Genomic DNA, 14,792 nt, shown 5'->3' with positions numbered 1-14,792 from the left:
GTCTCCAGGAAGCTTGAGCGGACAGCTGGCAAGGATAGCCGCTGCCACTGTCATGTTTGACGTTAAAATGGCTCGATATCTGTTGCCGGTACCGATGATGCGCCGTCCTGTCTCCCTCTTCCTGGGCCTGCTCGCCACTGCGGTGATCGGCCTGTCCGCGTGCAAGCGCGAGCCAAGTCCCGCCGCTGCCGCGCCAGCCACCCCTGCCGCCGCACCGGCGCTGGATGGCAGTGCCAACGACAACCTCAACGCGGTGCTGTGGGTGCAGCGGGCCGAGGAATACAAGGCCAGCGCCGAGCAGACCTACCGCGCTGCCGCCGACAAGCTGGACGAGGCGCTGAAGCAGCCGAACTGGGACGCGCTGGTGCCCGAGGAGCGCGGCAACGCAGCCAAGGGCCTCAAGCCTGCCGTGGTGCTGGACCTGGACGAAACCGTGCTCGACAACTCGCCGTACCAGGCCCGCCTGGTGCGTGATGGCAAGGAGTATGACGAGCTCAGCTGGGACCAGTGGGTGGCCGAGAAAAAGGCCAGGCCCGTGCCGGGCGTTGTCGATTTCGCCAAGGCTGCCAACGAAAAGGGCGTCACCCTGGTCTACATCTCCAACCGTGCCGTGCACCTCAAGGACGCCACGCTGGCCAACCTGCGTGCAGTGGGCCTGCCGGTGGCCGATGACAGCGTGTTCCTTGGCCTGGGCACCGTGGTGCCCGGGTGCGAGCAGGCCGGCAGCGAGAAGAACTGCCGGCGCCGGTTGGCCGGTGAAAAATACCGTGTGCTGATGCAGTTCGGTGACCAGCTGGGTGATTTCGTGGAAGTCACCGCCAACACCCCGGACGGCCGCGCCGGACTGCTCGAGCAGTACCACGACTGGTTCGGCGAGCGCTGGTGGATGCTCCCCAACCCCACCTATGGCGGCTGGGAGCCGGCACAGTTCAACAATGATTTCTCGCAGTCCCGGCAGGCGCGCCACGAGGCCAAGCGGGCTGCGCTGGACTACGCGCCGTGAGCCGCGCGCCGCTGCCGTTGCGCGACGACGAGCGCCTGATCTTCGCCCTTGACGTGCCGGACCGCGAAGCGGCGCTGCAGTGGGTGGACCGGCTCGGCGACAGCGTGTCGTTCTACAAGATCGGCATGGAGCTGCTGGCGTCGGGCGAATACTTCGACGTGCTGGACGCCCTGGCCCACCGCGACAAGCGCGTGTTCGTGGACCTGAAGTTCTTCGACATCCCGGCCACCGCAGCGGCCGTGATCAAGCGCCTGTCGCAGTGGCCGGTCAGCTACTGCACTCTCCATGGCTGGCACCCGGCGATGATGGAGGCCTGCGCCGCCGTTGCCGGACCGGACATGCGCCTGCTTGCGGTGACCGTGCTGACCTCGATGGGGCGTGAGGACCTGGCACAGATGGGGATCGACCGGGCCCCGGTGGAGGTGGTGGTGGAGCGCGCGCGCGCGGCCCACCAGGCCGGGATCGACGGGGTGATCGCCTCCGGCCAGGAGGCCGCATCGATCCGTACCGCCACCGATGCCGGCTTCTCCATCGTGTGTCCGGGCATCCGCCCTGACGGCCCGTCCGGTGACGACCAGAAACGCACCGTCGGCGTGGCGCAGGCGTTTGCCGATGGTGCCGATGCCATCGTGGTGGGCCGTCCAATCCGCCTGGCCACCGATCCGGCCGCTGCGGCCCGCGCCATCCAGCAGGCCATCTCCCGGGCGCGAAGCTGAGCCCGGAGGAAAGGGCCACCCCGGGGGTGGCCCCTCCTGCTTACTTCATCCCCGTCACCTGCTTGATGAAGTCATTGACCTCAGGACCGGCAAGGCGCGTGTAGACGCCGGGTGAGCCGGCCCGTGCACAGCCGATGCCCCAGCTCACCACGCCAAGCTGCACCCAGCGGGCGTCCGCCGACCGCAGGAAGAGCGGGCCACCGGAGTCGCCCTGGCAGGAATCCTGGCCGGGTCTGCTGGCGCACAGTTCGACATTCGCATCGATGACCTTGCGGCCCTGGTACTGGCGCTGGCATTCGGCATGGGGAATGAAGGGCACGGCGACGTGTTGCATGACGTCCGGTCCCCTGCCGCCCTCGGTGAGGCGGCCCCATCCGGCCACCGTCAGCAGCCGGCCGGCCTGCTCATAGCTGGCGCCTTCGAGCCCGCCCAGCGTGACCGGGGTGATGCCTTCGACCGGGGTGGACAGCTTGAGGATCGCCACGTCCGCCTTGTTGTCACGGTTGTAACGGGGATGGACATGGATGCTCTTCACATCATGGCGGGTGCCATCGGACGCGCTCAGGGTGGTCTGCCCAGCCAGCACCGAATAGACCGATGGGGAGCGGTCAACGCAGTGCGCTGCGGTGATGACCGTGTCCGCACTGATGAGCGTGCCACCGCACCAGTGGCCGAACCCCTTGATCTGCAGACTGATGAGGAAGGGGTACTGGTCGGCGGGCACATCCGCGCCACCGACGATGCTGGGGGTGATCAGGTCGGGGGGGGCGGCGGTGGCGGTCTGGGCGGTGGCACCGAAGGCCATGATCAGGGCCACCGCGAGCAGGCCACGGGCCTGCGGGAAACGCGGGGCGCGGGGAGTGGACCGGTTGATTTTCATCGTCGAACCTCCAGGTTCAGGGGGGTGTGCCGCCATGTCAGCCTGCCCGGAGCCGCGAATCTGCCACGCAGACCTCATTTCGGTATTGGCCTCCCTTTCGCCTACAGCCGTTTGAGGCGCTTTCGGACCGGGGCCCGTTGATCTGATCGCCGTCCTCATCTTTGGAATCAAAGTGTTGCCTGCGAAGTGCGCCAATGGCGTCTCGCACTGTCTTGCTGCTGCAAGCATGAACCGGTCATGATGCGTCACGGTCTGGGGAGTCCGAGTTCCGCCATGTCTGATCCGAACACACGCCACCGCCGTACCGCCTGGTCCCTCTGCACGCTGCTGCTGCTGTCGGTGGCTGCCTGCCGGGAGCAGCCGCGTGCGCCCGCGGACGGCGCGCCCGAACCGGTGGCCGCCGTGCAGGCGATGGCACGTGCTGTCGCTGATGACGATCTGCTGGCCTACGCGCGGCTGGCCGTGCCACCGGCGCAGTACGCCCGCCTGCAGCAGGCCTGGCACGAGGGCGGCAGCCGCTGGCCGTTGACCGAGCTGCCGCTGCACGACCAGCTGCTGCCCATGCTGCAGTCACTCACTGCGCCGGATGCCGCCGCATCGCTGCAACGCAGCTTCGAGCGTCAGCTGGCCGGCCAGACCACCGCTGTGCGCCAGGCCGCCCAATCGCTGGGATTGTTCGGCGTGCAGTACCTGCAGCACCAGCAGGGCATGACGGGCAGCCAGCAGGCGCATTACATCGATGTGGTGAAAACGTTGGCCGAGTGGGGGGCACAGGCGCCCATCAGCGATCGCGCACGGGCCCGCGCCACCGTCGCCGCCCTCACCCGGGCGGCGGCCGCGACGGGCATCACTGACGACGGCGACCTCCAGGCGGCAGGCATGGAGGGCAGCCTGGAGCGGCTGTCGCCGTTTTTGGGCACCGTGGCGGCCGTGCTCGCCACCTATGGCCTTGACGTGGATGCCTCGTTGCGTGGCATCACCGGTGAGGTGCTGTCCCGCGAGGGCGACAACGCGCTGGTGCGCCTTCAGTATCCGCTCGCGGGACGCACCATCACCGTGCAGGTGCCGCTCACGCGCCGCGACGGGCAGTGGTACCTGACGCGCACTCTTGCCGATACCGACGCGTTGCTGCGCCGCCTCGACGCCGCCCGGCCGACCGTGCCGGCCGTCACCATGCCTCCGGAGGCGGCCAATGACGAACGGCAGCCTCCGGCTGGGCCATAATGGCCCCGATGTCGAAACAGAACCCGCTGCCGTTCCCCGGCGAAGACACCCCGACGCCGCCCGCCGATGCACTGGCGCAGGCCTCCCCCGCACCGACCGGCAGCGTTCCGACGCCGCCGCCTGCCTACGCGCGTCCGGCGCCGCGCCGCCCGCTGTGGGCGCGCCTGCTGGGTGGCGTGGTGGAGCCGTGGCTGGCCCTGGATATCGAACCGGCTGATCCCGGCCAGTACAACGATGGCCGCCCGGTCATCTACGTGCTGGAAGACTATGGACTGTCCAACGCGCTGATCCTGGACAAGGCCTGCCGCCAGGCCGGCCTGCCCTCGCCGCTGGTGCCGCTGCCGGGCGATCCCACCGGTCGCCGACGTGCCTACGTGGCGCTTTCCCGGCGCAGTTCCAGCAACTCCATCATCCCCGAACAGCGCGGTGCCAAGACCCATTCCGATTCGCTGGCCAAGGTGCTGCAGGCGCACCGCGCGCGCGGCGAACTGGATGTGCACCTGGTGCCGGTCTCGATCTTCGTGGGGCGGGCGCCGGACAAGCAGAGCGGCTGGTTCGCCGTGCTGTTCTCGGAGAACTGGGCGCTGGTGGGACGCTTCCGCCGCCTGCTGGCGATGCTGCTGAACGGGCGCAGCACCATCGTGCGCTTCGCGCCGCCGATCTCGCTGCGCGCCACCGTGGACGAAGGGCTGGAACCGGAACGCACGGTGCGCAAGCTGCAGCGCGTGCTGCGCACGCACTTCCGCCGCATCCGTGAATCCATCATCGGTCCCGATCTCTCCACGCGCCGTCTGCTGGTGGACCAGGTGCTGGCCGCCGAGACCGTGCGCGAAGCCATCGCCGCGCAGGCACGGCGCGACAACAGCAAGCCGGCCGATGCCTGGCGCAAGGCGCATGCCTACGCCTGGGAAATCGCCGCGGATTATTCCAGCCCGGCGGTACGCTCGGCCAGCTTCATGCTCAGCCATGTGTGGAACCGCATCTATGCCGGCGTGCTGGTGCACCACCTGGACAAGTTCAAGGCCGCCGCGCCCGGGCACGAAGTGGTGTACGTGCCCAGCCACCGCAGCCATATGGATTACCTGTTGCTGAGCTACCTGCTGTACGACCGCGGCATCGTGCCGCCGCACATCGTGGCCGGCATCAACCTCAACCTGCCGGTGGTGGGCACGCTGCTGCGCAAGGGCGGGGCGTTCTTCATCCGCCGCTCCATCCGCGGCAACGCGCTGTACTCGGCGGTGCTCAGCGAGTACGTGGCGCAGCTGGTGGCCGGCGGCTACTCGATCGAATACTTCGTGGAGGGCGGGCGCTCGCGGACCGGTCGCCTGCTGCAGCCCAAGGGCGGCATGATCTCCATGACGTTGCGCGCGTACCTGCGCCAGCCGCGCAAGCCCGTGCTGTTCCAGCCGATCTACATCGGTTACGAGAAGCTGATGGAAGGCGGCAGCTACCTGGACGAACTGTCCGGCCGGCCCAAGGAAAAGGAATCGATCTGGCAGCTGCTGTGGGGCATTCCCAAAGTGCTCAAGCAGAACTTCGGCCAGGTGGTGGTGAACTTCGGTGAGCCGATCGCGCTGACCGACGTGCTGGCCGAAAAGGCGCCCGAATGGGACGGCACCGCGGTGTCCGAGGACGAGAAGCCGTCATGGCTGTCCAGTACGGTGGACACGCTGGCCGATCGCATCCAGACACGCATCAACGCCGCCGCCGACGTCAACCCGATCAACCTTCTGGCGCTGGCGCTGCTGTCCACGCCCAAGCATGCGATGGGCGAGGCCGACCTGATCGCGCAGATCGAGCTGTGCAAGACGCTGCTGCAGGAAATGCCGTACTCGGACCGCGTCACCGTGACCCCGCACAGCCCGGAGCGGATCATCGCCCACGGTGAAGAGATCAACGTGCTGACGCGGGTCAAGCACCCGCTGGGCGACGTGCTGAGCGTGAGTGGCGACACGGCCGTGCTGCTGAGCTACTTCCGCAACAACGTGCTGCACCTGTTCACCGCGTCCTCGTGGGTGGCCTGCTGCTTCCAGAACAACCGGCGCATGAGCCGGGCCGGCCTGGTCCGGCTGGGTCGCAGCGTCTATCCGTTCCTGGAAGCCGAGCTGTTCCTGCCCTGGAGCGAAGACCAGTTCGCGCAGCGCATCGAGCAGACCATCGATCTGTTCATCCGCGAAGGCCTGATCCAGCAGGTCAACGAAGACGACGGCGGCATGCTTGCGCGCAACACCGGACAGACCGATGAGGTGTTCCGCCTGCGGGCCATCGGCCACTCGCTGCAGCAGGCGTTCGAGCGCTATTACATCGCCATTTCGGTGCTGGTGAAGAACGGGCCGGGAACACTGGGCGCGGCCGAGCTGGAGAGCCTGTGCCAGCAGGCCGCGCAGCGTCTGAGCCTGCTCTATGCACCGGCCGCGCCGGAGTTCTTCGACAAGACGCTGTTCCGCGGCTTCATCCAGAAGCTGCGCGAAATGCGCCTGGTCTGGCCGGACGAAAACAGCAGGCTGCTGTTCGACACGCGGCTGGACAGCTGGGCCAAGGACGCCAAGTTCATCCTCGGCCGTGAGCTGCGCCATACCATCGAACGCGTCAGCCCCGAAGCCGCCCGCCCCGAAGAGCCCGCCCCGCAGGACTGAAGCTCCCGCTGTTGTCTTTTGTGCAGCCCGCTGTGCGGCGGCGGAGCGCAGCGGGGCCCGGCCGTTCGCTGCCGCCTACGCCGGCTCGTCCGGAATCTGCAGGGTCTCCAGCTGCGCGATGCAGTCCTTCAACTGCAGCTTGCGCCGCTTCAGGCGCTTGGCCTCCAGCTCGTCGTCACCATTGGCCGCCATGTGCAGGATCTGCTCATCCAGCTGCCGGTGTTCGGCACGCAGCCGCGTCAGGCGCTCGGCGATCTCGGCAAGGGTCCAGGTCGTATCCACGGATCCGAGCATACACACGCCGGCCCACGGCGGGGAGAGCCCGACGCGAAGCGCGGCGCGGCAGCCGGTAGAATGGCCGGATGAGCGTTGTCCTGCCCCTGCCTGATCCTGTGTCGCGAGCGCTTCCGCCCGCGCCGGCGCGTGATGGCCAGGCCCTCGGCCGCCGCCTGCGCCGGCAGGTCGGCCAGGCCATCGCCGACTTCGGCATGATCGAGGCCGGCGACAAGGTCATGGTGTGCCTCTCCGGCGGCAAGGACAGCCACACCCTGCTCGAGCTTCTGCTGCAGCTGCAGAAGAAGTCACCGGTGCCGTTCGAGCTGGTGGCGGTGAACCTGGACCAGAAGCAGCCCGGCTTCCCGGCCGACGTGCTCCCGGCGTACCTGGCCGAGCGCGGCGTGCCGTACCAGATCATCGAACAGGACACCTACTCGGTCGTGCGCCGCGTGGTGCCCGAAGGCGGCACGATGTGTTCGCTGTGCTCGCGCCTGCGCCGCGGTGCGCTGTATGACCACGCCACCCGGCAGGGCTTCACCAAGATCGCGCTGGGACACCACCGCGACGACCTGGTCACCACGCTGTTCATGAACCTGTTCCACCATGCCCGGCTCGCCGCCATGGCGCCCAAGCTGCGCAGCGATGATGGCCGCCACGTGGTGATCCGGCCGCTGGCCTACGTTCGCGAGGCGGACATCGCCGCGTACGCGCAGGCACGCCGGTTCCCGATCATTCCCTGTACCTTGTGCGGCAGCCAGGACAACCTGCAGCGGCGCCAGATCGGCCTCATGCTGCAGCAGTGGGATGCCGAACATCCCGGACGCGTCGACCAGATCGCGCGCGCCCTCGGCGATGTCCGTCCGGCGCAGCTGGCTGATACCACCCTGTTCGATTTCATGGCGCTCGGCCGCGGCGATCCCGCCAGCCCGGACGCACCTGCTGAGACGCGCAGCGATCACGCTGGGCGCTCGCCCCTCCCCTCTGCCAACGGATCTCCATGTTCTTTCGCAACCTGACGTTCTTCCGCTTCCCCACCAGCACCGATTTCTCCGAAGTGGACACCCTGCTGCCGCACGCGCTGCTCAAGCCGGTGGGCCAGCTGGAAATGAGCTCGCGTGGCTTCATCTCGCCGTTCGGCCGCGAAGAGAAGGAACAGTTCTCGCATCGCATCGGCGAGTACCTGTGGCTGACCGTGGGCGGCGAGGACAAGATCCTGCCGGGTGCGGTGGTCAACGATCTGCTGGAGCGCAAGCTGGAGGAGATCGAGGAGAAGGAAGGCCGCCGTCCGGGCGGTCGCGAGCGCAAGCGCATGAAGGACGATCTGCTGCACGAACTGCTGCCGCGCGCCTTCGTGAAGAACTCGCGCAGCGATGCCTACGTCGACCTGCAGCACGGTTACGTGGTGGTGGACAGTTCCAGCCGCAAGACCGGCGAGAACTTCATGTCCGACATCCGCGGCCTGCTCGGCAGCTTCCCGGCCATGCCACTGAACGCCGAAGTGGCGCCGCGTTCGATCCTGACCGGCTGGATCGCCGGCGAGCCGCTGCCGACCGGGCTGAGCCTGGGCGAAGAGTGCGAGATGAAGGACCCGGTGGAGGGCGGCGCGGTGGTCAAGTGCCAGCACCAGGAACTGCGCTGCGACGAGATCGACAAGCACCTGGATGCCGGCAAGCAGGTGACCAAGCTGGCCCTGGTATTCGAGGACAACCTGTCCTTCGTGATCGGCGATGACCTGATCGTGCGCAAGCTGAAGTTCCTCGATGGCGCGCTGGACCAGCTCGAACATTCCGACGATGACGGCCGCCGCGCCGAACTGGATGCGCGCTTCGCGCTGCAGAGTGCTGAAATCCGCCGCCTGTTCCTGCTGATGGAAGACGCGTTCAAGCTCAGCAAGGCCGACTGAACAGGCAGCCCTGACCGTCACCGCCCACCGGCGGTGGCGCAGGGCGCTATGCTGGCCTCATGAGTCCGTTGCTACGCCGCCTGCTTGCCACCCCGGAGACGACCCTGCAGCGCGATACCGTGCGGCTGCAGCTGGAGGACGGCCGTGAGATCGACGTGCTGCGCGTGCGCGATCCACGCGCACGCCGCATCAAGCTGAGCGTGGACGAGCGCGGTGCGCGCCTGACCCTGCCGCTGCGCGCCAGCCTGTCGATCGGCGAGCAGTTCCTGCAGCAGCACCGGACGTGGCTGCAGCAGCAGCTGCAGCAGTTCCAGTCCAACGACATGCCGGCGCCGCTGGTGCCCGGTACGCCGGGCCTGCTGCCCCTGCGCGGTACCCTGCTGCCGCTGCGCTGGCAGCCGGGCCGCTATGCGCGCCTGGAGGTGGAGGCGGACGCGGCGGTGGTGCAGTGGCCGGCGCGTGCCTCGGAGGCCACGCTGCGGCGCATGCTGCGCGAGTTCTACGAAGCACAGATGCGTGCGGACGTCGGGCGATGGCTGCCGCGCTATCTTCCGGGCCTGCCACGCGCGCCAAGCCGCGTGAGGCTGAAGGTGATGTCCTCGCAGTGGGGCTCGCTGGCGCCCGATGGCAGCATGGCGCTGGACCTTGCGCTGGTGCTCGGGCGTCCATCGGCGTTCGAATACGTCCTCGTGCATGAGCTCTGCCACCTCCTGCAGCCCAATCATTCCGCCGCGTTCTGGCACGAAGTGGCGGCCCGCTTTCCCGCATGGCGGCAAGAGCGCGAGTACTTCCATGCCGAAGGACGGCGGCTCAAGGCGATGCTGCGTCAGCTGCTCTGAGCAGGCGTCGGCTCACCGCGCGCGTTGCGCCGCGGCGCTGGCCCAGCGTGCGGCGATCCGTGGCGCGGTAATGCACACTGCCTGCCCGGTCACCGTCGTCACCGCCCGCTCCAGCAGCTGGATATCGGCCTCATGCTGGCGCGCGACATGCGGGTCTTCGAAGAAGATCGCGCGCTGGCAACGGCCTTCCAGCACGCGATCGGCGATCTGCGCATCCCCGCCCATCGGGCCGCTCTCATAGCGCCTCGCCCACGGCTGGTCGGCCGGCCAGCCTTTGCTCCACGCCAGTTCGTTGAGCCGCTGCCCGGTGGTGCCGGTGGCCACGCGCTCGGCGAAGCGCGAGAGCTGCGCGAAGTGCTCGTCGGCGAAGGCGAGCATTGCCGGCTTCATCGCATCGTGCGCGATCAGTGCCAGCGTGTGGCGCTCGAAGGCATGCAGGTCATCGGCACCTGGATCGGCGGGCAATCCGGCGTGGATGCGTTCCATCTCGACCCAGTCGCGTGCGCTGGCCACTGTGGAGATGAAGGGTTTGCCATGGATCACGCACTGCCGTTTGAGGGCGATGGCTTCGGGAAAGATCGAGGAGGGATCGACCGGATCGATCAGATAGATCGCGCCGTCCAGCGTGCGCGCCGGTCCCATGCCGACCACTTCGGCGACCAGCTTCATCAGGCCGCCTTCGCGCCCGGAGGGATAGCGCTGCAGCGAGGGCATTGCAGCGGGGGCCGCATGCTGGGTGATCGCGTCGAAGGTCCGTCCCACGGCGTGCAGCGACACGCCCAGTTCGGACAGTCCGCTGGCGCAGGCCTCCAGGAACTGGAACAGGGCGGCGTGCGAATCCTGATGGTGGAGCCGGTTGGCAGCAAGGCCGAGTCGCATTCAAGGCATCCTGGAGTGACAGACGCGCAGTGTAAGGCGTCATTGGCGCCGCGATCGGGCGGTATTGCCGCATTCCTGGCAGCGCCGGAGCCGGCAGCTGGTAGCGTCGGCGGGTCCTGCTGTCCGAGGTTCCATCCCGCGTGCTGATGAACGCACTTCTTCGCAGCGCGTGGCTGGCGAGCACCCTACTGCCGACGCTGCCTCACCCGGCGCACGCCGCGCCCACCCCGTCTCCGGCAACATCGTCGGTCTGTGCGCCTGCCCCGGGGAGTGCGCGGCTGCGCATCGGCGTGGCGGACGATCGCCCGCCGCTGTCATGGACCAGCACGTTCCGCCTGCGCGGCATCGTCACCGATTACCTGGCCCTGCTGCCGCGCGATGCCATCGACCTGCGGCCGATGCCCACGCCCATGCTGCGGCAACGGCTGCAGCAGGGTGAGCTCGATGCAGCGATCGGTGTGTCCACGCGTGCGGTGCCGACCGGGTGGAAGGTGTCGGCACCGCTGCTGGAGGCGCCCGATGTTGCCGTCAGCCGTCGCCAGGGACGCCTGTTGCTGGGCCCGGACGACCTGCGCGGACGCGTCATCGCTGTCCTCGATCCGCCGCCGCCGCCGCTGGACCGCATCACCCCCCAGGCCCACGAGGTGGGCAGCCCAACAGCGGCGCTGCGGCTGCTGGAACGCGGCAATGTCGAACTGGTGGTGGGCAACGCGCTGCTGCTGGAGGCCGCGCGCCGTCGCTGGCGCAAGGATCCGCTCGTGGTCGCCAGCGTGCTGGACACCCGCGATGCGGCTGTGTTCGCCGTGGCACCCGGCTGCGAGGCCTGGCTGGAGGTGTTCACGCGCCGGCAGTCGGCCCTGGGCGAGGTCCAGCGCGATGCCATCGTCGACCGTTGGCGGACACCGGCGCAGGCCCCCGCGTGGGGTGATACGGCACCGGGGCTGTGGGCCGGTGCGGTGGTGTTCGCCATCGCCGGGCTCTACCTGCACGGGTATCGGCGCCTGCGCGGGGAAGTCCGGCGCCGACTCCAACTGCAGAAGCGTGTCGACGAAGTCACCGCGAACCTGCCGGCGGTGGTGTTCCAGGCCGTGTGGCCGAAGCTGTCGGCGCGCCGCGCGCCGTCGCGTGCGCGGCCTGGCGGCCCGTTCGCCTTCCTGTTCCTGGCCGGGGACACGCCGCAGCTGTTCAGCGCCACACCGGCCACGCTGCGCGGTGACCCGGCGCTGGTGTGGGCCGCCATCACGCCCGCCCGGCGCTGGCGGGTGCTGCGCGCGCTGGTCACTGCCTCGCGCAGCGGGCGGGTCCTGCAGTTGCGGCTGCAGGCGCACGGCGTGCGCGGCCTGCGCCACGTGGCCATGCAGGCCTGGCCAGCGGACCCGGCGCGCCCGGGCGGAATCTGGAGCGGGTACTGGATCGATGTGACCGACGCCGAGGCGCGCGCGCAGGAAACCGCGCAGGCGCACGCGCTGGCCCAGCGCGACATGCTCGCGCGCGAACGTCTGCTGCACCGGCTCGGCGACGGCATGCGCGGCCCCATGCAGGCGCTGATCGATCAGGTGCTGCAGATTCCGGCCGCTGCGCTGGAGGGCCCGCAACGCGAGGCCCGCGAGGCCCTGGAGGAGGCCATGACCGTGCTGGCGCGGATCCTCGAAGACGTCCTGGCCGGCGCCCCGGCGACTGCCAGTGCGCTGTCGCTGCGGCCCGCACCGGTGGATCTGCGCGAACTGCTGCAGAGCGTGCAGCACGCCATGGCGCCGCTGGCAGCGGCCAAGGCACTGCGGCTGACCCTGCAGTGCGACCCCGCCCTGGCCCCCTGGGTGCAGGCCGACAGCACCCGGCTGCGGCAGATCCTGTTCAACCTGCTGGGCAACGCGATCAAGTTCACTGCGCGCGGCGGCGTGCAGCTCCACGCGCAGGTGATCGCCACCGACATCGCGGCGCAACTGATCGAGCTTGCGGTGAGCGACACGGGCGTGGGCATCGCGCCGGAGCGTCTGCAGTCCGTATTCGACGCCTTCGAGCAGGCCGACGTCAGCATCAGCCGGCGCTTTGGCGGCACCGGCCTGGGCCTGGGCATCAGCCGGCGGCTGGCCGAGGCGATGGGCGGCACCCTGGAGCTGCGCAGCGTGCCGGCCCGCGGAACCACTGCGGTGGTGCGGCTGATGCTGCCGTGCGGCCCCGCGCCCGCCGACGCCCCCGCCGCGCCGCCAGCCATCGAACCCCCGCGCGCGTCCGCCCAGGTCCTGGTCGCCGATGATCATCCGACCCATCGTCTGCTGCTGCAGTGGCGGCTGCGCGAGCTGGGGCTGGTGGCCGAAATGGCGGTCGATGGAGCGCATGCCTTCCAGCTGTGGTCCCGCACCCACCACCGGCTGGTGATCACCGACGCGCAGATGCCGGTACTGGGCGGCGCAGAGCTGCTGGGGTTGATCCGCACGGAGCAGGCGTCGCGCCCGCCAACGGGGCGCACGGTCGTGGTCGGGATGAGTGCCGACCCGGCGGCGCTGACCGCATCGGGGTTTGATGCCGTGCTGGGCAAGCCGCTGCAGCGCGTGTGCCTCGCCGCCACGATCCAACGCCTGTGTCCGGACCTGGTGCCCGACCAGGAACAGGCGTCCACCGCGGCCACGCTGGAACCTGCAGGCGAAGAAACCCACCTGCAGCGCACGAGCCGTCAGTTCGGGTCAGAAGCGGTTGCGCGCGAGGTGCTGGCATCGCTGCGGGTCAGCCTGGAGCAGGATGTGGGCTCGCTGGAGCAGGCGCTTGAAGACGGCGACGGGACGGCACTGGCGCGCGGGCTGCACCGCATCGCCGGAGGCGTCGGCAGCGTGGGGATGACCGCGCTCGCCCAGCGCGTGCGCGATCTCGGCGAGCACGCGCATGATCCGGCCGAGGCGGCGCGGGAGGTGCTGCCCGCGCTGCAGGCGTACCTGCGGCAGTTGCGCGTGCTGGACGCCGACTGACTCAGTGCGCGAGCAGGCGCACGATGCTCGCGGCGGCATCGCGGCCTTCGGCCACCGCCGTGACCACCAGGTCCGCCCCGCGCACGGCGTCGCCGCCAGCGAACAGGCGTGGATGCGTGGTCTGGTAAGGCAGTCGCCCCTGTCCGCCCACCTGCAGGCGGCCATTGCCCTGCGCCTGGACGCCGTGCGCGGACAGCCACGTCGGCGCAGTAGGCGAGAAACCGAACGCGATGATCACCACGTCCGCTTCCAGCAGCGACTCGCTGCCCTCGACCGGCACGGCGGCCTGGCGCCCGTTGGCATCCGGCTCGGCCAGCCGGGTTTCCACCACGGTCACGCCGATGGCTTCGTCATCGGCGCCGGCTTCGATCGACAGCGGCTGGCGGTTGAACAGGAAGCGCACGCCTTCCTCGCGCGCGTTGGCCACTTCACGGGCCGAACCGGGCATGTTGGCTTCATCGCGACGGTAGGCGCAGGTCACCCGCGCAGCCCCGAGGCGGACCGCACTGCGCACGCAGTCCATGCCGGTATCCCCGCCGCCAAGCACGACCACGCGCTTGCCGTTGAGGTCGGGCAGGGCGATCTGGTCTTCCCAGCCGGCGATCGGACGGCCATGCGGATCGTCGCCGCTGACGATGCGCGCGTTCTGCACCAGGAACGGCAGCGCCGGCAGCACGCCTTTGAGATCCTGGCCCGGCAGTCCGCCGTCAGTGTAGCGATACGCGCCGGTGCCCAGGAACACGGCCTGGTGCTGCTGCAGCAACGCATCGAGGGTGACGTCGCGGCCGATCTCGACGCCCAGGCGGAACTGCACGCCCATGCCTTCGAGCACCTCGCGACGACGACGGATCACGTCCTTGTCGAGCTTGAAGCTGGGAATGCCGAACTGCAGCAGCCCACCGATCTGCTCGTAGCGGTCGTAGACCACCGCGGTGATGCCGGCACGCGCCAGGCGATCTGCGCAGGCAAGACCCGCCGGTCCGGCGCCGATGACCGCCACGCTATGGCCGGTCGGCACCACCGCGCTCAGGTCGGGCCGCCAGCCCTGTGCCAGGGCGGTATCGACGATGTACTTCTCCACCGCACCGATGGTCACCGCGCCGAACTCCTCCAGCGTGCAGCTGCCTTCGCACAGACGGTCCTGCGGGCACACGCGGCCACATACTTCCGGCAGCGGGTTGGTGCTGTGGCACAGCGTGGCCGCTTCTTCGATGCGGTTCTCCTGCACCAGTTGCAGCCACTGCGGAATCGCGTTGTGCACCGGGCACTTCCAGCTGCAGTACGGGTTGCCGCAGTCCAGGCAGCGGCCGGCCTGGTAGTGCGCGTCTTCCTTGCCGAACTTTCCATACAGCTCGCCCCAGTCGCCGGACGTGCGCAGTTCGACCGGGATGCGCTGCGGCATCGTGCGGGGGAGATCGAGGAACTGGAACGCGTGCGTGCGGCTCATGGCGGGCTCTTGTTCGTCTGGCAGGT

At 69.2% G+C, this 14,792-nt stretch carries 12 protein-coding genes; 8 read left to right on the top strand and 4 right to left on the bottom strand.

Features of this window, described 5'->3' with window-relative positions; genetic code table 11:
* Nucleotides 1-97: 97 nt before the first annotated feature.
* Together FHY09_RS13290 and pyrF are read left to right on the top strand one after the other, a co-directional pair.
* Nucleotides 98-1,003, top strand: coding sequence for a 5'-nucleotidase, lipoprotein e(P4) family (locus FHY09_RS13290; protein ID WP_166927365.1), 906 nt, complete (start codon nt 98-100; stop codon nt 1,001-1,003).
* Entirely contained in the window at nt 1,000-1,719 is a 720-nt protein-coding gene (gene pyrF / locus FHY09_RS13285) for an orotidine-5'-phosphate decarboxylase (RefSeq protein ID WP_166927364.1), read from the top strand. Before FHY09_RS13290 ends, pyrF begins: the two co-directional genes overlap by 4 nt.
* Nucleotides 1,720-1,759: 40 nt before the next feature.
* Here pyrF and FHY09_RS13280 read toward each other — a convergent pair whose 3' ends face one another.
* Nucleotides 1,760-2,599 carry a serine protease gene (locus tag FHY09_RS13280; protein ID WP_166927363.1) on the bottom strand — a complete coding sequence of 280 codons (840 nt, stop codon included), beginning with the start codon at nt 2,597-2,599 and terminating at the stop codon, nt 1,760-1,762.
* 273 nt (nt 2,600-2,872) lie between these two features.
* Between FHY09_RS13280 and FHY09_RS13275 the strand changes: the two genes are divergently transcribed.
* Together FHY09_RS13275 and plsB are read left to right on the top strand one after the other, a co-directional pair.
* Nucleotides 2,873-3,823, top strand: coding sequence for a hypothetical protein (locus FHY09_RS13275; RefSeq protein WP_166927362.1), 951 nt, complete (start codon nt 2,873-2,875; stop codon nt 3,821-3,823).
* Nucleotides 3,823-6,459: a glycerol-3-phosphate 1-O-acyltransferase PlsB gene (gene plsB, locus FHY09_RS13270; protein ID WP_166927361.1), complete on the top strand. Its 2,637-nt coding sequence runs from the start codon at nt 3,823-3,825 to the stop codon at nt 6,457-6,459. The genes FHY09_RS13275 and plsB overlap by 1 nt, the downstream gene beginning before the upstream one ends.
* A 75-nt stretch (nt 6,460-6,534) precedes the next feature.
* Here the strand turns inward: plsB and FHY09_RS13265 are convergent, their stop codons facing one another.
* Nucleotides 6,535-6,753: a DUF465 domain-containing protein gene (locus FHY09_RS13265; RefSeq protein WP_166927360.1), complete on the bottom strand. Its 219-nt coding sequence runs from the start codon at nt 6,751-6,753 to the stop codon at nt 6,535-6,537.
* 68 nt (nt 6,754-6,821) lie between these two features.
* Between FHY09_RS13265 and ttcA the strand changes: the two genes are divergently transcribed.
* The 3 genes from ttcA to FHY09_RS13250 are packed head-to-tail and all read left to right on the top strand — an operon-like array spanning nt 6,822 to nt 9,477.
* On the top strand, nt 6,822-7,751 hold the full coding sequence (gene ttcA / locus FHY09_RS13260; RefSeq protein WP_166927359.1) for a tRNA 2-thiocytidine(32) synthetase TtcA: 930 nt from the start codon (nt 6,822-6,824) through the stop codon (nt 7,749-7,751).
* On the top strand, nt 7,733-8,638 hold the full coding sequence (locus FHY09_RS13255; RefSeq protein ID WP_166927358.1) for a recombination-associated protein RdgC: 906 nt from the start codon (nt 7,733-7,735) through the stop codon (nt 8,636-8,638). The genes ttcA and FHY09_RS13255 overlap by 19 nt, the downstream gene beginning before the upstream one ends.
* Nucleotides 8,639-8,697: 59 nt before the next feature.
* Nucleotides 8,698-9,477 carry a YgjP family zinc-dependent metalloprotease gene (locus FHY09_RS13250; RefSeq protein WP_166927357.1) on the top strand — a complete coding sequence of 260 codons (780 nt, stop codon included), beginning with the start codon at nt 8,698-8,700 and terminating at the stop codon, nt 9,475-9,477.
* A 12-nt stretch (nt 9,478-9,489) separates the two neighbouring features.
* Here the strand turns inward: FHY09_RS13250 and FHY09_RS13245 are convergent, their stop codons facing one another.
* Nucleotides 9,490-10,356: a methylglyoxal synthase gene (locus FHY09_RS13245; protein WP_166927356.1), complete on the bottom strand. Its 867-nt coding sequence runs from the start codon at nt 10,354-10,356 to the stop codon at nt 9,490-9,492.
* Between the two features lie 146 nt (nt 10,357-10,502).
* Between FHY09_RS13245 and FHY09_RS13240 the strand changes: the two genes are divergently transcribed.
* Entirely contained in the window at nt 10,503-13,319 is a 2,817-nt protein-coding gene (locus tag FHY09_RS13240) for an ATP-binding protein (RefSeq protein ID WP_166927355.1), read from the top strand.
* Between the two features lies 1 nt (nt 13,320).
* On the opposite strand, the gene FHY09_RS13235 is transcribed toward FHY09_RS13240, so the two are convergent.
* Nucleotides 13,321-14,766 carry an FAD-dependent oxidoreductase gene (locus tag FHY09_RS13235; RefSeq protein ID WP_166927354.1) on the bottom strand — a complete coding sequence of 482 codons (1,446 nt, stop codon included), beginning with the start codon at nt 14,764-14,766 and terminating at the stop codon, nt 13,321-13,323.
* Nucleotides 14,767-14,792: the final 26 nt, after the last annotated feature.

This window comes from Xanthomonas sp. 60 (genome assembly GCF_011761925.1).
This window is presented reverse-complemented; position numbering and strand designations above follow the sequence as displayed.